18 protein-coding genes are annotated in these 19,865 nt (G+C 41.1%); 7 read left to right on the top strand and 11 right to left on the bottom strand.

All coding sequences use genetic code 11. From position 1 onward, the window contains the following. Positions 1-223: 223 nt before the first annotated feature. Together BV372_RS32365 and BV372_RS32360 are read right to left on the bottom strand one after the other, a co-directional pair. Positions 224-1,645 (bottom strand): LCP family protein, encoded by a 1,422-nt coding sequence (locus BV372_RS32365; protein WP_086691264.1) that lies wholly within the window; start codon positions 1,643-1,645, stop codon positions 224-226. 282 nt (positions 1,646-1,927) lie between these two features. Then, entirely contained in the window at positions 1,928-2,386 is a 459-nt protein-coding gene (locus BV372_RS32360) for a hypothetical protein (RefSeq protein ID WP_256973590.1), read from the bottom strand. Positions 2,387-2,494: 108 nt separating this feature from the next. Between BV372_RS32360 and BV372_RS32355 the strand changes: the two genes are divergently transcribed. Continuing rightward, positions 2,495-3,673: an AI-2E family transporter gene (locus tag BV372_RS32355; RefSeq protein ID WP_086691255.1), complete on the top strand. Its 1,179-nt coding sequence runs from the start codon at positions 2,495-2,497 to the stop codon at positions 3,671-3,673. A 43-nt stretch (positions 3,674-3,716) separates the two neighbouring features. On the opposite strand, the gene BV372_RS32350 is transcribed toward BV372_RS32355, so the two are convergent. Both BV372_RS32350 and BV372_RS32345 read right to left on the bottom strand, forming a co-directional pair. After that, positions 3,717-5,045: a serpin family protein gene (locus tag BV372_RS32350; protein ID WP_086691253.1), complete on the bottom strand. Its 1,329-nt coding sequence runs from the start codon at positions 5,043-5,045 to the stop codon at positions 3,717-3,719. A 650-nt stretch (positions 5,046-5,695) separates the two neighbouring features. After that, positions 5,696-7,315 carry a S8 family serine peptidase gene (locus BV372_RS32345; protein ID WP_086691252.1) on the bottom strand — a complete coding sequence of 540 codons (1,620 nt, stop codon included), beginning with the start codon at positions 7,313-7,315 and terminating at the stop codon, positions 5,696-5,698. 280 nt (positions 7,316-7,595) lie between these two features. Between BV372_RS32345 and rpe the strand changes: the two genes are divergently transcribed. Next, positions 7,596-8,303 carry a ribulose-phosphate 3-epimerase gene (gene rpe, locus BV372_RS32340; protein ID WP_086691250.1) on the top strand — a complete coding sequence of 236 codons (708 nt, stop codon included), beginning with the start codon at positions 7,596-7,598 and terminating at the stop codon, positions 8,301-8,303. 248 nt (positions 8,304-8,551) lie between these two features. Here rpe and BV372_RS32335 read toward each other — a convergent pair whose 3' ends face one another. The 6 genes from BV372_RS32335 to BV372_RS32305 all read right to left on the bottom strand — a co-directional run bounded on the left by BV372_RS32335 (position 8,552) and on the right by BV372_RS32305 (position 14,285). Beyond that, positions 8,552-9,277 (bottom strand): HpsJ family protein, encoded by a 726-nt coding sequence (locus tag BV372_RS32335; RefSeq protein ID WP_086691248.1) that lies wholly within the window; start codon positions 9,275-9,277, stop codon positions 8,552-8,554. Between the two features lie 1,022 nt (positions 9,278-10,299). After that, positions 10,300-11,004 carry a PEP-CTERM sorting domain-containing protein gene (locus BV372_RS32325; RefSeq protein ID WP_218776798.1) on the bottom strand — a complete coding sequence of 235 codons (705 nt, stop codon included), beginning with the start codon at positions 11,002-11,004 and terminating at the stop codon, positions 10,300-10,302. A 636-nt stretch (positions 11,005-11,640) separates the two neighbouring features. Continuing rightward, the gene (locus BV372_RS32320; RefSeq protein ID WP_086691245.1) at positions 11,641-12,162 is read right to left on the bottom strand and encodes a hypothetical protein; all 522 of its coding nucleotides are present in this window, start codon (positions 12,160-12,162) and stop codon (positions 11,641-11,643) included. Between the two features lie 103 nt (positions 12,163-12,265). Beyond that, on the bottom strand, positions 12,266-12,706 hold the full coding sequence (locus tag BV372_RS32315) for a hypothetical protein (RefSeq protein WP_086691243.1): 441 nt from the start codon (positions 12,704-12,706) through the stop codon (positions 12,266-12,268). 263 nt (positions 12,707-12,969) lie between these two features. After that, positions 12,970-13,152, bottom strand: a complete 183-nt coding sequence (locus BV372_RS32310) for a CsbD family protein (protein ID WP_086691241.1) — start codon at positions 13,150-13,152, stop codon at positions 12,970-12,972. A 662-nt stretch (positions 13,153-13,814) separates the two neighbouring features. Further along, on the bottom strand, positions 13,815-14,285 hold the full coding sequence (locus BV372_RS32305; RefSeq protein ID WP_086691239.1) for a hypothetical protein: 471 nt from the start codon (positions 14,283-14,285) through the stop codon (positions 13,815-13,817). 249 nt (positions 14,286-14,534) lie between these two features. On the opposite strand from BV372_RS32305, the gene uvrB reads away from it, so the two are divergent. The 5 genes from uvrB to BV372_RS36860 all read left to right on the top strand — a co-directional run bounded on the left by uvrB (position 14,535) and on the right by BV372_RS36860 (position 18,422). Continuing rightward, complete coding sequence (gene uvrB, locus BV372_RS32300; RefSeq protein ID WP_086691237.1) at positions 14,535-16,532, top strand: excinuclease ABC subunit UvrB; 1,998 nt, start codon at positions 14,535-14,537, stop codon at positions 16,530-16,532. 10 nt (positions 16,533-16,542) lie between these two features. Continuing rightward, positions 16,543-17,103: a Uma2 family endonuclease gene (locus tag BV372_RS32295; protein ID WP_086691234.1), complete on the top strand. Its 561-nt coding sequence runs from the start codon at positions 16,543-16,545 to the stop codon at positions 17,101-17,103. Positions 17,104-17,294: 191 nt separating this feature from the next. Continuing rightward, a complete protein-coding gene (locus BV372_RS32290) occupies positions 17,295-17,507 on the top strand; it encodes a hypothetical protein (protein ID WP_086691232.1) in 213 nt (70 codons plus the stop codon). A gap of 17 nt (positions 17,508-17,524) precedes the next feature. Then, entirely contained in the window at positions 17,525-17,950 is a 426-nt protein-coding gene (locus BV372_RS32285) for a type II toxin-antitoxin system VapC family toxin (RefSeq protein ID WP_086691231.1), read from the top strand. Between the two features lie 217 nt (positions 17,951-18,167). Then, positions 18,168-18,422, top strand: coding sequence for a hypothetical protein (locus tag BV372_RS36860; protein WP_256973589.1), 255 nt, complete (start codon positions 18,168-18,170; stop codon positions 18,420-18,422). 211 nt (positions 18,423-18,633) lie between these two features. Here the strand turns inward: BV372_RS36860 and BV372_RS32275 are convergent. Then, on the bottom strand, positions 18,634-19,865 hold a 1,232-nt coding region (locus BV372_RS32275), incomplete at its 5' end, for a lipopolysaccharide assembly protein LapB (RefSeq protein ID WP_143845432.1).

Below are 19,865 nucleotides of genomic sequence, written 5' to 3'. Positions count from 1 at the left end.
CTGGTTACGACTTCATCCTTAATGCCTTATCTGTCGCAAACATTTTTTGAATTGGTATTAATAAGCGAAAGGCGTGGGGAAAACCTCACGCCTTTTTGTTTAAGGATGCTGATATTCAGTATTGAATAGGAGCGTAAGTAAAAACAGTGTACTTTTAATTTAGATAGTGCAGCTTGATAATTAAAGGCTAATCAGTGTCTCTCATCAAAGTTAATAGTATTGCTTAAGGTTGAGTAGACTTCTCTAGAAGCGCTTTTTGTTCCAACCAATCTTTACCCACTTGAATACTGACATCCGAACCGATATTACCAGTGCTTTCAACGCGTACTTCCCCAAATCCTAAAGTTTGGCGAACAACTTCTGCACTGTTACCATCTCCTTGTTGAGCGACAATGTGAGTCACATCCAAAGGTTCACCCCAGGCTTTGGCTACAAAAACATTGCGATATCCAGCTTTTTCCAAGGATCTAATTAAAGGTCGTAGATTAGTGCGATCGCTACCTGTACTATCTTGAATAGCTACACGTAAAGAACCAGGTTCAACAGTCTGTGGTTCTTGTGCTTGTGCTGATTCCACACCATAGTGTTTTGCCATCAGTTTGGCAATCCCATCTTTGTTGGGTAACCAATAGCTAGCATCAAATTCACCTTTCTCGCTAAAGCGACCTGGAACCATTAACATCTGCATATTTGAGCGATTGGTTCGCACACCAAAACCCACTAGCGCCAACAACTCCTCAACAGCCAAGTTGGTATCTATGTTTTCTTTAACGACATCAAGTACTTTTGGCAATTGAGTCACAGTCGCAGGGTTGAGTGACTGATCCATCAAAGCACGCAGCACCATTTGTTGGCGTTGAATCCGCCCAATATCGCCCAGTGCATCATGGCGGAACCGTAATAATTGCAGCGCCTGATCGCCATTAAGATGCTGTTTCCCTGCCTTCAAATTGATGTACAAATGCTGGGATTCATCTTGATACTTCATATCTTTGGGGACGTAGACGGTAACGCCACCTAAAGCATCAATTAGCTTAGCAACCCCCAGAACGTTAATTCGGATATAGCGATCGATGGCTACTCCGTTTAAGAGATTGCTGACCGTTTTGGCAGTTAAGGCAGGCCCACCTTCGAGATTGGCATGATTAATTTTTTTCACGCCATGCCCTTCTATTTCAGTGCGTGTATCTCTAGGAATAGAAAGCATGGTAATTTTTTTTGTCTCTGGATCAAATTTGATCAAGAGCATGACATCGGAAAGACCATCAAAGGAGTTTACCTGAGGCTGGTACCTGAGATTTTTGGTTTCGGCGGGAGGATTTTGAACATCTGGTGGAAGTACGCTCATCCCCATAAGTAAAATATTCACGGGGCGAGTTAATTGTGAAAAGCGCAAACCACTTCCAGAGATGCGATCGCCATCGAATACTGCTTCTTCTTGGGGGCTAAGTTGGGCTTGCTGTAAATTACTGGTTAAAGAAACTGCCAACAGTGCCCCTGCAGTAGCTGAAACCATCGCAATACCGCTCATACCTACCCAAAACCACAACCAACGTCCAGATTTAGAGTTTTGGGCCTTTTTTCTGCTGGCTTTGGAGACGTTTCCCGACTGATTTTCTTCCGCCGAAGTTCTTTGAATGGTCACAGACATCCTCACACTTACTGATCAAATTCGGTACATTTGCAGACTAATAAATATGCAGACAAATCAAACCATAATAGCTAATTCTTAATTATTAGTGCTAACTTTTTCATTGTTGTGTCAACCACAACACTTATAGCAGTCTTTTTCTTTTTTTTCGACAAATCGGCTGATGTGTTATTGCAGTATGACAACAATAAACTAGTTTGACTAGATCCCTTAAGATATAATCTTTAATTTGGCAAAAAATTAAGTAAAAGTACTGACCCAATTATTACCTAGAGATTAAGATAAGTACTTGCCAATCACTCGCTCGGCAAACCGACTAAACCCTGGCAAACGGTGAGACTTTCCCTGAATAAGACGAAAAATTAACCAGACACTCACCAAAAAGTACCCAGAAGTGAGAAAACTATTGAGGATTAATAGTCGCAATGCGAAAAATTCTGTAGTCTCAGCCCCGGTTGCTAATAATAGATATCCCAAAAACCAGGTAAATGCCAAAGTAATAGACAGGCGGCTAGCAGCTAGTTGTTCCCGACTTCCTTGACGGCGATAGAGAGTCCACAGCGATGGGAAAAAACCAATAATTGGAATCAGATAGACAACTAGCTGGGTTTTAGGGGTGGCTGAGTCTTGATCGGGAATTAGAAATTGGGAATATGAAGAAGACGCGGTGCCGGAACTCTCCGTGTCTGTTGACTCAGATGCAGGCGAATTGTGATTTGGTTGAAGATTTTCCATTTGGTTGAGTCTAATCCTAAACTAGGAAGATGAATGAGAGTCATGTAGTTAGAGATAATAAGCTGTAAAGAAGGATTTTATTTAGTTCTATCCTGTAATCGGCTAAAGATGCAGACACGCAAGCTACTCGACTGGTGGGAGACACTAACACCCCTAGCGCGCATCACAGCGATCGCGTTATTCATTCCGCTGTTAGTGCTCAATGGTTGGGCAATCTCGTCAATTTTTAATTATTTCCACTCCCTGATAGTCATTTTAGTTGGAGCCTCAGTGCTAGCATTTCTGCTCAACTACCCCGTTAGCTGGATGGAGCGTCACGGTGCTAGGCGAGAGCCGGTTGCTATTTTAGTATTTCTCTTGGCTTTATCGATTTTATTAGCGCTGGGTGTCACCCTGTTTCCGCTAGCCCTTACCCAAGCTCAGCAACTAGTGGCTCGCTTGCCGGAGTTGATTGACTCTGGACGTTCCCAGTTAATGATATTAAACGAGAAAGCAGAGGTTTTTGGCTTACCAATCAACCTTGATGCTCTAGTCGTGCAAATTAACGATCGCGTCAAGGGACAATTGCAAGCGATCGCCGGACAAGTTCTCAATCTAGCTGTAGTCACAGTCACTAGTTTGCTAGATTTCGTCTTGACAATGATTTTGACTTTCTATCTTCTACAACACGGAGGTGAACTCTGGCAGAGTTTAGTAGAATGGCTACCCTCAAGATTTCGTGAGCCTTTCTCTCAAACAGTACGTCTGAGCTTTCAAAATTTCTTTATTACCCAGCTGATTTTATCTACCTGTATGGCATCAGCTCTGATTCCGACATTTTTGTGGTTGAAAGTGCCTTTTGGGCTGTTATTTGGGTTAACTATCGGCATCATGGCTCTCGTCCCTTTTGGAGGTTCCGTCGGCATTGCCCTGACTACCTTGTTGGTGTCGCTGCAAGATGTCTGGATGGGGGCAAGAGTTTTGATGGCCGCAGTTATCGTCCAGCAAATTCTGGAAAATTTAATCGCCCCCCGGATTTTAGGGAGTTTTACAGGTTTAAACCCAGCTTTGGTAGTGATTTCAGTTTTGACAGGGGCGAGGATTGGGGGTCTTCTAGGCGTAATTGTGGCAGTACCTAGTGCTGTTGTGATTAAAACCGCTATCAGTGTCATACGTCCTGCGACACTAAGCGGTGATACTGATGAATATGCCAATTCCGGGGACATAGCTGCACCCGTTGCACCAGAAGCATCCCCAAAAGCTGAAGCGAAAAGTTCTCTAAGCGTATCAGAAGCTACATCACCTTAGGAAGTCAAAGCTCAAAAGTTAAAAGCAAAGAATTTTGAATTGTTTACTGTGGTTCGGCAATTGAACCCATAAACAAAACGCTTCCTGTCTGATTATCTCGAATAGCACAAAAGAAAGGACGGTCAACAATCATTCTGAATGGTTCTGGTTTTTGCATAGCGGATGTTGCCACTATGCCTACTGAAGTTGCCGCTGCGGCTTCAGTGCCTTCTTCATTTACTTCCACAAAAGTTTTATGCTTAACCTGGCTAATTGCAAGGTTTTCGCCAATACCAGAGAAATTAGCTTTGGTGCTAAAAGCCTCCTCCATACCTAAGGTTTTTAGTGCATCATTGAGCGTAACTTCATAGTCTGTTTTAAACCGAGGCAAACGAATCAATCCTTCCCGTTTGCGGAATTGAGTCATCCATTTTTCCCAATTCTCAGCATTTAAGTTTTGATATAAGGCTTGCAGGTTGGAGTTTTGTTTAGGCAAAAAGATATAAAGGCTGATTTTACCATCTTTGCCATAAGGCAAACTCACTGCCTGAAATTGCTCATTTTCTTGGTATCTATAGTCGCCATCTTGCGACATCATCGGGTGTTGTTTTTGTTTCCCAGATTTTAGAGAAAAGGGCAATACAGCAGTTTGACTTTTGTCAAATTCGTTGCTCCATTTTCCTTTAAAGTAGATGGCGTTAATCAAAAATAGTACTTGGTCGGGTTGAATTTGTTCAACTATCTTGTTGATTTTTCCCTGGGTATTATCCTTGACCCAGCTATTGATAATATTGGGTGCTTCCCGATCTTGGAAATTTAAACTTGTCACCTTCGCTTTGTAAAAATCCTGATTTCTCTGGAGAAAGTCTGACTTAAAGCTGGTGTTTTGATTCGCCCAAAGGGAGTTAGCAATAGTCAGTTGTACATCAGTCTCAGGATTTTCTAATAGTCTTTTTAATGCTGCGTAAGATGAGTTAATTTCTGACAAATTTAACCCCTGTAATTCCAGGGTTTTCGCCATAGCTTTTTGTGTAGAGCCACTAGCTCCATTGTAGGTCATAGCCAAGGCGATCGCTACACTCGAAGGCGAGAGAAAAACGTTCTTTTCACTACTTTCCTGTTTCAGAACTTCTGAAAATAGTTTGAAGCCAAATTTATTGTTGGCATTAACTAATTTTGTATCAGGGTTAGCCGTTTTTTTTGGCAGAGGAGACTCGGAATTAGGCAAACGAGATTGGGCCAGTGCGCTCGTATCACCATTGACTTGAGAACAACCTAATACACCCAAAAGTACAACACTAGCAGCAGCCAGCACGTAACGCCTTCCTAACCGCACACCGTAACGTCTTTGCAAGAAATTTTCTTTCACACCACTAAATTTCTGCCGATTCATTCTGCCACCTCGTTCGCCATAGATTTAATGACTTCTCAAGTGTTAACTATGGCATTTACCACAGCAGAAAAACCTGGCTGTTACAGTTTTGGTAACAGTAAATAATTTGCGGCAATTAAATAGAATTTGTGCAAGCTACTAATTACTAATTGAGTAGGCAATACACATCCATGATTATTAGCTATTTTCTGATTTTTAGATAAACGTATTTTAAACTACAAAACAACTCAATAATTGCTTCACGCTGAATTTGTAGTAAGAAATAAATCTAATAATTTCAGTCTGGATTCCGTGCAAAGCTTCTCTAGTATGAGGCAAACTTTGCTGAGAATAAAACGCTCCTACATTCTATCCCAAAACGGGTATAAATACTCCTTACCTATCGCTGAATGTCATTTGGATAAATGCGTTTGTAGTTGTTTACAGAATTGAAAAAAGTAGTAATCTACCCAATGAGTTACCATATAGCAGATATTAACGATAATAGTATGTTAGGTTAAACCCCTCACGATCGTTGAAATTACTAAAAGGCTGAATAGACAATCGTGAGTGGCGACACAGGAGATAAGGAGGTCAAGGAAGACAGAGCCAAAAACTAATGACTCTTGCCTATTACCTTTTGAATCTTGACCCTTACCTTAACCTTGACTCTATTTATTTTTAAATTCCCCAATAGAGCTAACGGGTACAGTCCACCAAGCTAAAGCGTAAGGTTGACTGGGTTCATTGACCTGTTGGCGCATCTGGATGCGGATTTTGTAATTCCCATTAGCAGGAATAGGGCAAAAAATGTGTTCTACACTATCAACTTGACTGATAGATGAGCAAACAGTAGCAACATCTGGATTTTGAGCATCAGCTTTTACCAAATAGAGATCGAGGTTGTTCAAACCGCGATCGCGGAAACTATCTCCGACGTCATAAAGCTCATTTTTATTCTTATCGTCGAGCTCTACCAATCGGTCCCAAGCCAAAGTAATAGCAACAAAACTTCCTTGTTTTAAGGGTTTTGCCAGCGGATATTCTACAGGCACAAGTGTATCCACAGTTCGGTAATCCCAACCAATGGCAGGCACAGCAGTTGATGGTTGCCATTGACCTGCGCTAAATTGCTGATAAGCGCGAAATGCATTCAAATGACCTGCCCCTATTTGGGAATCTAAGGGAATTTTGGGGTCTTGATAAGCATCAGAAGCTAGCCAGTCTTGATTTTGTTTATCAATTAGTGTCCGAGTCATTCCCAAGCGCAAACCATCTCCGCTATCTTTAACCTTGTCTGCGGAATTGAGTAATACAGCTTTCATCAGTTGATGATGGCGAGAATCGATGCTCCAGTGAGGTTGTTTTGTCTGCAATTGGCGATCGCCAAATTCCTGCAACAAAGCAATAGTACCTGTAACGTGAGGTGCTGCAAAACTTGTACCTGTGACCTTATTGACTTTGCCATCTGGATTGAGCAGAGCAATATTACTTCCAGGTGCAACTAAACTAATAGCGCGACGCCCACCGATATTAAATTCTTTGCCTACTAACCTACCATTTACTCCTTGGTTAGCACCTGCGAGATTAGAAACGTCAACTTTACTAAAAATCCCTTCTCGACGGGATGAAAAAGCCACGTTTACTCCATTAAAATTATCTGTAGGAATAGGAATACCTCCTTTCCCTTGGTTACCAGCGATCGCATACAAGACATCATGAACACGACTGGACCAATCAATACAGAGGGTGAGTAAAGCATTGCCATCTAAAATAGCTTCAGGACGCGGATCGCGGTTTAGAGGTTCACCAAAACTGAAATTAATGGCACGAATATCACCAGCATTTTGTAATGCAATGTGTTGTGCCGATAAACACTCTTCTGGTTGACCCATGTTTTTGGTCGAGCCAACAGCCGAAGAATACAATCGCGCCTCAGGAGCAACTCCCGGCCAAGCTTTGTCTTTACTGACCATCACACCAGCAACATTGTAGGCATGGGGGTCAACGCCACTATTTGATTTAGCTGGACCATTGCGTAAGAAAACTGCTGCTAAGGATACAGCACGATTTTTAGACACGGCTTTATCCCAACCAAACATTCCCGGACGTCCAATTTCCACCTGACCAATAGCAATCTTACGACCGCTTAAATTATAAGGAGATTGGTGTAGCCTGAGAGCATCAATACCGTTGGTTCCTAAAGAAGTTTGTAAAACTGAAGCTAGTGCTGGCACACTCAAACAAGAAGCACTTATTCCCCAAAATAGCCAAGTTAGTTTTTTATTCATAGTCAATAGTCAATAGTCATTGGTCATTTGTCATTCTTCGCTTCCCCCTAACCTTAGGAACGGTTTCGCAAGTTCAGACTCGACGGAAACCGCAGCCACTCCATTGGGTGACTTTGCCGACTTGCAGGAAGTGGCATCTAAGATTCCGACTTCCTCACCTTGTCCCTATGTCACTGCGTCTCCCTCATCCCCCTCATAAAGGCGTGAGGAAATTTATGAGCGATGACTAAATATTTTGTTACAATGTTTACAGACGAGGATGCTTGAAAACCCACTAGCCATGACCCAAAACCTATCTAAAAAGCCCATTGTGATTGCTCCGTCTATCCTATCAGCAGATTTTAGCCGTTTAGGTGACGAAGTTCGCGCTATAGACGCGGCTGGAGCAGATTGGATTCATGTTGATGTAATGGACGGTCGTTTTGTACCTAATATTACGATAGGTCCTCTGGTTGTGGAGGCGATTCGTCCAGTCACAACAAAGCCATTGGATGTCCACTTAATGATTGTGGAGCCAGAAAAGTATGTAGAAGGCTTTGCTAAAGCAGGTGCTGATATTATCTCCGTACACGCTGAACACAACGCTTCGCCGCACCTACACCGCACTCTGGGGCAAATCAAAGAACTCGGTAAAAAAGCAGGAGTTGTACTCAATCCTTCCACACCTTTGGATTTTATTGAGTATGTACTGGAACTCTGCGATTTAATCCTAATTATGAGCGTCAACCCTGGTTTTGGCGGTCAAAGCTTTATTCCTGCTGTAGTGCCCAAAATCCGCAAGCTGCGTCAGATGTGTGATGAACGCGGACTCGATCCTTGGATTGAAGTGGATGGAGGACTGAAAGCAAATAATACTTGGCAAGTTTTAGAAGCTGGAGCTAATGCGATCGTTGCTGGTTCAGCTGTATTTAACGCTCCAGATTATGCTGAGGCAATTACAGCAATTCGTAACAGCAAGCGTCCTACACCGGAACTAGCTAAGGTGTAATCCATAATGGATTAACTATACGACACAAACAGAAAGGGTGGGCAATAATGCCCACCCTAGTTTTTTTACAGAGGCTTTTGCTATCTGAATTTTGATATAAAATTACTCAAAGATTCAGGCACTGATAAATTTTTTGTATTACAGCAGTTTGCAACTGAGTGAAGTACAGAATTTAGGAATAAAAGCCAGATATCAATTCTGTTTTACTTCTGAATTCTGACTACTGATTCCTGAATTCTACTGTATTATTATCTACTAATTCTTGCCCATTGAGTTGCTTTCCAAAAACTAAAAAATAAAGCTGCCGAAACCAAAGCTCCAAGATTCCATTTAACAGAATTCTTAAGTAAGTTTAGACGCTGAGAAGATTCAGTAGTTTGTGCTTGTGTCTTAATTTGTGATTTAGCTTTAGAAACTTCTGATAAGATTTGAGTTTTTACTTCCTGGGTACTTTTACCATTTAATGAGCGACCTTGTGCCTTCAAGAAATTACCTATTTGTTCTGGTGTAGCTTGACTTAATCGCTGTTCTACCTGTTCCGCCTGGGATAATTGTTGTTTGGATGCATTAGTAATCTGCGCAGCACTTTGTTTGCTGAGACGAACAGTGTTACCAATTCCTAAAGGTATTAGTAACAAAAAGATTACGGCTAACAATAAAGTTAGCCAAGATAATAACTTCAGGCTCAGGAATTCCCATTTGTTTCGGGAATGCAGTTCTCCATAAAATATTAGCGCTAGACCAATTAAAGGCACAGGTATTCTTTCAACCAACGCTCCGAAAGTTTGAAATTCCCAAGCAGGATTCATAAAGTTGGGTGGAACCAACATCTCAACTACGTCAAACAATGCTAAGAGCAGCAGTCCGTAGCCAAGCATTCGCAAAATCTTCGTTGAGCCTGTTTGGCTGAAAGCAAACTCTTGTAACTCTTGTACCAAACCGGGAAGGAATTTATCGCTACTTGATTTAGTCATGTTCCTAGCACAATAAAAAACAGAGATCTGAACAATGAGGAAAATTTGAGGTTTTGGATAAAGGCTTTGCCGCTATTAATTCAAATAACACCAGACGTTTTCTAACACCTTCTAGTATAGAAATTGGCAAGATACCTTGCTGAGATACAACCCTTGTATGTTCTTACATCAATATCCTCCTAGGAAGGAGGAACAGTATTATAATCTGCATGAAAGCGTAACTTTATACAAATTTGTTCTTCAAACAATGCAACACTATTTAATTCGTGCTGAGACTGTTCTGATTTTGGCTTATTAATACTCGTCGTTAACAAAACTTTCACTAAAACGAAGATTACACCACCTAAGGTTATAGCCAAAAACATGATTCGCAATTGTTTCCACAGAGTCATCACCTTTAAAACTCAGCTACATCCTAAATTGGCTAATTCCCACTGTGGCAACAGGAAACGTAGAATGGCACCAAAATCAGCACTGTGATCGCCACTAGTAGAAAAGTATAAAAGCTAATGGTACTTTTTACCCTGGTAAAGCCCTAGCAAACATTAATTCGTTTATTGCCTATACAGTTACCGATAACAATGAGTCAAGTATTTCATCTTTGTTTCGTTTTTACTGTAATGGTAAGTTTTCCGTAATTATCCCGAAAAAACCGTAATTATCATTACGTGCTAAGTATTTATAATCAAGGATTTTAGTTGAGCTTAATCAAATCTTTAAGTTTATGATGTTTTATAAACTTAATGTGCTTTATCCCAAAAACAAGATTTCATCAGGATTATCAGTGGAAAACAGGTTATTTTCTGTATGAATTTTGTGTAAATCTATTCTGCGATTTATAGAAAAAAGTATTCATTTACACAACATTATAAGTAAATCTTGAGTGCGATACCTTTTTTAGGTAATGCATGGGAAGGAGTGCTTAAGCATTGAGTTATAAATTGTACACTCAATTCTTAAGCACCCAACACTTAGCACATACTTTATATGAACGCAACTATGTATTAATTGTAGTCCCTAGCTTATGCTTTTACAGTAGCTTTTTGTTGCAGTTTTTGCTTGCGACGCAAAGCCACACCAAAACCTGCGGCTGTCAATGTACCCAATATAGTTATAGGTTCGGGGACAGTACTACCAGGGGTAGCAGAACCAAAGGTTATATTGTCAAAGACTATTTGATTGACAGTGCCGCCAAAATCTACAGATTTAGCAATACCTGAAAATGATACACCGATTGGAAGCAATGGGCTAAATTGACCAGTTGGATCGGGAGCACCATTAAACGGGGTTGTTGGTAAATTTAGCGTGGCAAGTATGTTACCAGTAGCGTTGAGACCGTCATACACCTTGATAAAGCCTGGATTATTGATCGCAGAATAGAAAAATGAAAATCCAGTGCTGAAACCCTTTAAAGCGTTTAAAGTTGCTGCTGGTCCATCAAGGAAAAATAAAACAGTACTTGGACTGGGTTCGCCGCCAATATTACCACTTCCACCAGCATCTTGATCAACAAGACCCAGTGCATTAGGTGAGAAAGTAATGTCAAAGTCGTGGGGATCTGTATTGTAGAAGTTCCCCACAGGACTCAAATTCCCAACTCCTTCAAAGTCAAGAGTTACTACAGCTGCTTGTGCTTGTCCTATACTCATAGTTCCAGCTACCACAGATGTAAATGCTCCTACAGTCAAAGCTTTCAGCAAATTTTTTCTGACTGCAAATCTAGTCATGAAGCTAACCCCTATTAATAGATCAAGGTTGATGGTAGATGTACCCCGCACTAAAATTCGCTACCATTACCTCAAAGCATTTTGTTAACGATTAGTCGTCAATAAATTACAAAAACAACCACCGTTGACAATAGCTCCAGTTGTTAATATTGCTTTTGTCTGCTTATTTTTACTAAGCAAACTTGTTGTTTTTATTATCATGTAAATTTTAAATTGCGTACCAGAAATTACTTGTATTTACCAAAACTTTAAAATATTTTTATACTATACTTAAGTGTCAATGATACCCAAAACTATACAGGTAAACTAGTTTCATATCTAACCTCGAGTATTTTATACGTAAATATATAAATTATCAATGAATTTACTTCAACAAATAAATAAATTACTCCTGTATACCAGCAAATTCTTCTCCTTACTGGCGAGCAAGTTATACCAATTCAAGAAAAGAATGCGATAGATGCGTAGGTTGGATGGCTTTGCCGACTTGTTCGCTGTTCGGCGGAGCAGTTCTCTTGGGACGGGAAGCCGCCTCTGGCGCAAATTGGTATTAGTCACAATGAGCAAAAAAGAAAGGTGAGCATTGCCCACCTCGTTCTGACTATGTACTGAATCATTGAATTGAAAACTCAGTCCTTACTTGTGCCTACCTAGCCACTTGGCGGCTGCAACGCCGATAATACCTGCGACAACGGGATTGCTGAGGAATTTAATAATCCCTGGTTGCTCTGCCAACACTTCACGGAAAATATCAGGGTGGTTGTGATAGACAAAGGATGCGAGTTTGCTGACATCATCAGCGCTCATACGGCTGGCGTGATGAGTAGAAAGGCCCAGTTGTTGCTCTATATGGCGCTCATCTAGTCCTCTTTCCTTTAGATGCTTGAAAAAGGCGCGTGCTACATCATCTCGCTCGTTGGGTTTGATTTGAGCGATCGCCTGTTGTAATTCCGGCTCCATTTGGCTGGTGGGAATCTTCTCTGGATGTAAAGACCGACCAAATAACTGACGACGCTGATCTGGTGTAGTGCGTTGAGCAAAATCGTCAAAGTTTTCGTATTCGGTGGTTGAATCTGTTGTTACATCATCTAAAGATTCAACATTTCCCCCAGCCAAATCTTTCATGATTTGACGCTTGTATTGTTCGCTGCTTGTCACTTTGGTTCTCTCCTTTTTCAGGTTAATTTTTAATCACCTGACATTCTGGGAACTTTGATTATCCGCAGAGATTAATCTTTGGCTTTTATTGCCAACTCAGCAATTAGGTATACTGAACTTGGCTTGTTTGAGTGTCGTACTTAGCTGTTAAAATCAGTTTTTTATCAGGAGCATAGACCAACACTGTTAAGTCTTGGTTGGGGAATTGCTTGCGAAACCCTTGTACTAAAGATTTTGCTAATGGTCGTACCTCTTGAGGACGCACTTGTGGGGAAATAACAATGCCTAGTTTGTTGTTATCGCGCACATAGGCATCTTTAATTAATCCCTTAGATGTTTGTACAACCCAGTTACCAAAATTTTGTCCTGAGGGACTATTACCTCGCTCTAATTCTGTATAGGTTACATCTCGGCCAATTGCTGGAGTGCTGGTTGGGCGGTCAAGCTGTGCTACATTACTACCACCACAGGCAGTGGTTATTGTCAGAACCAAAATCAAGATGCCAGCCATCAAGATTTTGCGACTCTGCTGAAGCAGAATCATTGTTTTACCTCCTAAAAATCATTGAAGAGTAATTTAAATAGCTTGAACGGACAAGCTATTTGAATCTATATTTTTGTATGCCTATCTTTAAAGAGCTTTTCAATTCACAAAATCTCGATAAAGAAAGGTCATAATACCCCTAATATACCCCTTGCTATAAAGAGAATAATAGGGGTAAAACGTGATTCTTTATCAGCCGTTATTTTTGCAGAAGTATTTGCACCTAGACCTGATTTCTAGAACTTACGCAAAAAATCTTAGCTCTAGTCAATTTTTTTCTTGACGTTATCTTTCACATCTTCTATGCCGTGGCGAACTTCACTTTCGGCTTGCTTAGCTTTACCTTCAGCTTTATCTTCTGGGTCGCCAGTGACATTTCCTAAAGCTTCTTGAGCTTTACCTTCAATATTTTTACCTGTGGCTTTTGCTCTATCTTCTATGCTCATTTTCTACTCCTTCTTTTAATAGAGAATAGGTTTCAAAGTTGTGTTAAGACTCAGAAACTTTTTGTTATCACCCTTACAAAGTAGCTTATAAATTTTTCCTTAGCCTTCTGTCACAAGACATATTAATTACCTATGCAAATAGAGAGAGAATATCTAACATAAATGATATTTCGTTGTGATTTAGCAGCCCAAGTCGATAATAAGAACTTATCCTAAAATCTCTGCTCCCTATCTCATAAGAAAATGGGCTTTATCATAATGCTTGTAAAGTAAAATTTCTCAACTAACAATTTAATAGCCAATGATGACAGTATTTATAATTATTTTTTAAGTAGGACTTCCGCACTTCCATTAATACTTGGTATCTTGACAGTTAGGCAAATTAAGCTTTTCAGCAATTTTTGCGTAAGTCCTATTAAGAAGTTATGCAAAATTAAATATACATGGTCATTGCGAGTGTAGCGTTCGCGTTGGCGTACGTAGCCTCTCGTAGAGAAGCGTCCCGAAGGGAACGGCAAGGGCGAACGCAATGACATAAATATTTTTGCATCAACTACTTAAGAAATCCTGAATGGTTCACGCCAATATGGTTGCATATTAAACAAATAAACCCAGTTCTGTAAAGAAACTGGGTTAATAAACTTATGGTGATATTTTTTTGTCTAATCTAGAAAACCCATCAGGTTTTCAGAATTGTCAATCTCATTCGATGCTATTGGACGGTTACCGAATGTTGAATAGCTTTCAGAAATTACCAATGAACTTGAGCTAACAGGGCGAATACCAGAGAGATTAATACTTTCAACAACTTGGAATTTATTAGCACCAATTGGACGAATACCCATTGCGTTATAGGTTTCCACGACTTCTAAGTTACTAGTGCTAACAGGACGTACCCCAGCAATTGAGAGTTTTTCAGCAACTTCTAAGTCGCTAGCGCCTATGGGACGAATTCCAGAGATTGCGAGTGTTCCGGAGGTCTCATTTTGCACTGGCTGATCCTTACCCTGTTCAACTTTATCTGTATTCAAGCTATTACCCTGATTATTTTCTACTTCCACTGTACTTTCTCCTTTTAGCTTGGCACGCTTTTGCCTAGGACTGACTGCTTTGCCAGTGCTGCTGATGCTCATAACTTCACTCCTCTGGTTTGTTAACAGGTTTTTACAATAATTAAACTGATGTGAATTTTTTTCTATATAAGAGAGTTTAACCTTAAAAAACCTCACATAGGTATAATTATCTTCAAAATATATATATAAGTAAATGCAATAAGTAAAATTTTATAAATAAAGATTGCTATATATTTGTTTGATTTATCTGGTGCTACGAGTGCAGAGCGAGATCGTTAGTATGGGAGAGGGTATTTCTGGCACAACTGTATGACAGAATTTGGTCTTCAAGCTCCCTTTAGTCCAACAGGCGATCAACCACAAGCGATCGCACAATTAGTAACCAGTATCCAAGCTGGGAATCGCTACCAAACTTTACTGGGTGCTACGGGAACCGGTAAGACATTTTCAGTAGCAGCAGTTATTGAGAAAATTGGTAAACCTACCTTGGTACTGGCCCATAATAAAACTCTGGCTGCACAACTTTGTAACGAGTTGCGGGAGTTCTTTCCCAATAATGCCGTAGAGTATTTTGTTAGTTATTACGACTATTATCAGCCAGAAGCGTATATTCCAGTTACCGATACTTATATTGAGAAAACAGCTTCGATTAATGATGAAATAGATATGTTGCGGCATTCAGCGACGCGATCGCTGTTTGAACGCCGTGATGTGATTGTCGTTGCTTCCATCAGCTGCATCTATGGTTTGGGTATGCCACAGGAATACCTCAAAGCTGCTATCCCCCTACAAATAGGTATGGAAGTGAATCAACGCCAGATTTTGCGGGATTTGGCAAATGTGCAGTATAGCCGCAACGATATCGAAATGGGTCGCGGAAAGTTTCGCGTCCGGGGGGATGTTTTAGAAATTGGCCCCGCATACGAAGACCGAATTATTCGCGTAGAATTTTTTGGCGATGAAATTGACGCGATTCGCTATATTGACCCTGTGACTGGTGAAATTATCAGCAGCCTACAAGCTGTCAATATTTACCCAGCACGTCACTTTGTCACCCCAGAAGAACGCTTAGAAGTAGCTTGTAATGATATAGCCGCCGAATTAAAACAGCAAAAAGCCGACTTAGAAGCAGCGGGGAAATTATTAGAAGCGCAACGCATAGACCAGCGTACCCGCTATGACTTAGAAATGTTGCGCGAAGTCGGTTATTGTAACGGCGTAGAAAACTATTCCCGCCATTTAGCAGGAAGACAAGCAGGGGAACCACCAGAGTGTTTAATTGATTATTTTCCGAAAGATTGGCTGTTAGTGATTGATGAATCTCACGTTACCGTACCGCAAATTCGCGGGATGTATAATGGCGACCAAGCTAGGAAGAAAGTATTAATTGAGCATGGATTTCGACTTCCTAGTGCTGCTGATAACCGTCCGTTGAAAGCAGAAGAATTCTGGGAGAAAGTAAATCAGTGTATTTTTGTTTCTGCTACCCCAGGAAATTGGGAATTAGAAGTTTCTGATGGTCATATAGTTGAGCAAGTAATTCGACCAACAGGTGTAATTGATCCAGAAATTTCTGTGCGTCCTACAGAAGGACAAATTGATGATTTATTAGGAGAAATTAAAGATAGAGTTGACCGCCAGGAAAGAGTTTTGATTACTACGCTAACTAAGCGCATGGCGGAAGATTTAACAGAATATCTGGAAGATAACGGCATTCGGGTACGCTATTTGCATTCTGAAATTAATTCCATTGAACGCATTGAAATTTTACAAGATTTGCGTGCAGCTAAGTTTGATGTGTTAGTGGGAGTCAACTTACTGCGGGAAGGTTTGGATTTACCAGAAGTTTCCCTAGTGGCGATTATGGATGCAGATAAAGAAGGTTTCTTACGCGCCGAACGTTCCTTAATTCAAACTATTGGGAGAGCTGCACGTCATGTTAAAGGGCAAGCAATCATGTATGCTGATAACCTTACAGATAGCATGATTAAAGCCATAGATGAAACAGATAGACGGCGGGGAATTCAAATCGCGCATAACAAAATGCACGGAATTACACCTCAACCGATTGTCAAAAAATCAAGTAACGCGATTTTATCTTTTTTAGATGTTTCCCGACGGTTAAATGCAACAGATTTAAAAGTTGTAGATGAACATATAGATGAATTACCGTTAGAGGAGATTCCTGATTTGATTGCTAAACTCGAAGCGCAGATGAAAGAAGCGGCTAAAAAACTAGAATTTGAAGAAGCTGCAAGTTTGCGCGATCGCATTAAGCATCTGCGGGATAAATTATTGGGACGTTAACGTAAATATTATGCTTACCAATATTCGCCTAATTAGTGTTCAAGAGTATCACCAAATGGCGGAAATGGGAATTTTTCATCCTGAAGAACGCCTAGAATTAATAGCGGGACAAATTGTCAGAATGTCAGCCAAAGGAACTGCTCACGAATCAGCAATTACCCGCACAGAAAGGTTATTACGTCAACGCTTAGGTGACAAAGTTCTATTAAGAATCCAGTCACCAGTGCAACTTGACGATTACTCGGAACCAGAACCAGATATTTCAGTGGTAAAGCTCGATCCATTAGATTATGAAGATCACCATCCCAATGCTTCCCAAGTGTATTTACTAATTGAAATAGCTGATTCCAGTCTGAAATACGACCGAGAAGTCAAAGCGATCGCCTATGCGAAATCAGGCATTATTGAGTACTGGATTTTAGATGTCACTGGACGCAAGTTGTATATGTATCGTCTTCCTAGTCCAGATGGCTATCACAGTGAGAGCATACTTGCAGAGGATGTGACAATTTCACCTTTAGCCTTTAGTGATTGTGCGATCGCAATTCGGGAATTATTGCGAAAAGTCTAGGAGGCGATCGCATTAAACATCTGCGGGATAAAATGCTGGGACGTTAGTACATGGTTAGGATAGCAATCAAGGCAATGCGATCGCTCAGTCAATTGCTGGTTTAGTACTCAAACCCACCAAGCTCAATCCAATCAGCGCCTCTAGATATCTCGCTATAATGCTTCTTGAACTTTAACTTACCGCAGCTTCCTATGACCTCCCAGCAGCTTGAAGAACGATCTCAACAACTCGAAGCGCGAGTTGCAACTTTGGAGATGGAACTGGCACAAATGAAACAGATGCTGTCTGGGTTTCTCCAGAAGCAAACCCCTTGGTGGTTGAAAGTTGCGGGTAGCTTTGAAAACGACCCTAACTTTGATGAAGCGGTTCGCCTTGGACAAGAATGGCGTAAGTCTGCTGAGTAGATCGCTAACACTTTAAAATGTACATTCTTGATACCGATCATCTCAGCCTCATCCAGCGTAACAAAGAAGAGGGAAAGCAAGTCCTGGCAAGGCTGGCAGCCGTTCAAGGGATTGAAGTTGCCGTGACTGTCATTACCTACGAAGAGCAAGTCAGAGGTCGGCTCAATGTTTTATCTAGGGCGAAAACGCTAGATGAACAAGTCCTTGCATATCAAGGGTTACAGCAACTTGCAACGGACTACCAAGCGATCGTGATTCTCCCTTTTAGCCGTATAGCTGCTTTAGAGTATCAACGCTTACGAAAAGCCTATCCTCGTTTAGGGAATATGGATCTGAAAATTGCCGCGATTTCGTTAAGCAATAACGCAATCTTACTCACCCGTAATCAATCGGATTTTGGAAAAATCGTAGAATTGCGGACAGAAGACTGGTCAACAGCATAAATAGCTGTAGGGTCAATTTTGCAGATTTTGGGTTGGAGTTAACATTAACTCAGCCAAGCAATCAGCAAGCTAGTATGGGCTGGACGAACTTCGGCGATCGCATTAAGCACCTGTGAGATAAATTATTGGGACATTAGTACTTAGTCTGATACTCGTTAGCGAGTCTTTGATACTCGTCGGAGAGTCTTTGATACTCGTCGGAGAGTCTTTAATACTCGTGAATGAGTCTTTGATACTCGTCAGCGAGTCTTTGATACTCGTGAATGAGTCTTTGATACTCGTCAGCGAGTCTTTGATACTCGTCAGCGAGTCTTTGATACTCGTCGGCGAGTCTTTAATACTCGTCAGCGAGTCTTTGATACTCGTTAATGAGGCTTTTATCCTCGTCAGCGAGTCTTTGATACTCATTAATGAATATCCAATGTTGAATCTGGATAAAAACTTGTCATTGCAAGTGAAGCGATCGCAATAATTGTAAATATTTTTGTCCCTGTGTGCGGCTCACAGAATTGTAGGGGCACGGCATCCATAGTCTTTCGGTGCATCACATAATTTTATCGGTGCCGTGCCCCTACGACTTACTCAGCCTAACTGAACTGTATTGATATTGAAGGATTGGATTAGCTGATTACATCATCAACAATTAATTTAAAGATTAAAGCGATCGCACTCCCTAATCTCCCTCATCCCCCCACAACCTGACTACGCTCAAACACCCACCCATCCCCAACAATCTCCTCTAGGCGTTGATTGAGTCGGGGAAGGAAATATTTTGGATCGTTCAGCCGTTGCTGGATAAACCAATTATTAAACGCTTCTTGCGTCTCAATTCCTTGGACACTTGCCGCATCTAATATAATGTTGCCACTAAGCTCTTGAAATTCCTTTAATTGAGGATGACCTTTACCTTGGTGTATGCACAAGAAAACTGCCATTGCTCCTAATAAAACTTCTAGTTCGTCGCCTTGAGGGACTCTATTATATAAAAGACAAATTAATTGAACGAGATCTGCTAAGGGGGTTGGAATCCTCAGCGTCAGCCATATTGCTTGAGCTAGGTAAACCAAACCGTTGCTTTCATCTGCTACGCCTAAATTACTCAGAATTGTTACCAAATCACTATAAGCACGAATCTGTGCAAATGCCAAAGCAGCTTGCTTATAAAGTGCGATCGCTTTTGGCATGTACCCTTGGTCGGCGAATACTCCCGCCATATTGTTGAGGGTAGTGGCTTTACCTTTGACATCGCCTATCTGCTCATATATTTCTAAGGATTGCTCCCAGAATGAGATCGCTGTTGGTATGTCTCCTTGGTCGGCGATTAAACCTGCCATATTGTTGAGGGTAGGGGCTTTATCTTTGACATTGCCAGTCTGCTCAAATATTTCCAAGGCTTGCTGCAAAAGTGCGATCGCTTTTGGAATGTCCCCTTGTTGGGCGATTATCCCTGCTATATTGTTGAGGGTATGGGCTTTGCCTTTAACATCCCCAATCTGCTCGAATATTTCCAAGGCTTGCTGCGAAAATACTATCGCTTTTGCCATGTCGCCTTGTTGGGCAATTACCAGAGTAATATTCCTGAGGATATGAGCCTTGCCTTTGACATCGCCAATCTGCTCACATATTTCCAAGGCTTGCTCGTAAAGTGTGATCGCTTTTGGAATGTCCCCTTGACGGGCAATTTCGTCAGCCATGTTGTTGAGGATAGTGGCTTTACCTTGGACATAGCCAATCTGCTCATATATTTCCAAGGCTTGCTGCCAGAGTGCGATCGCTCTTGCTATGTCTCCTTGTTTGGCGAATTCCAATCCCATATTGTTGAGGATAGTGGCTTTGCCTGGGAAATCGCCAATCTGCTCACATATTTCTAAGGATTGCTCCCAGAATGCGATCGCTCTTGCTATGTCTCCTTGGT

The organism is Nostoc sp. T09, from assembly GCF_002154695.1.
GTDB lineage: Bacteria > Cyanobacteriota > Cyanobacteriia > Cyanobacteriales > Nostocaceae > Aulosira.
This window is presented reverse-complemented; position numbering and strand designations above follow the sequence as displayed.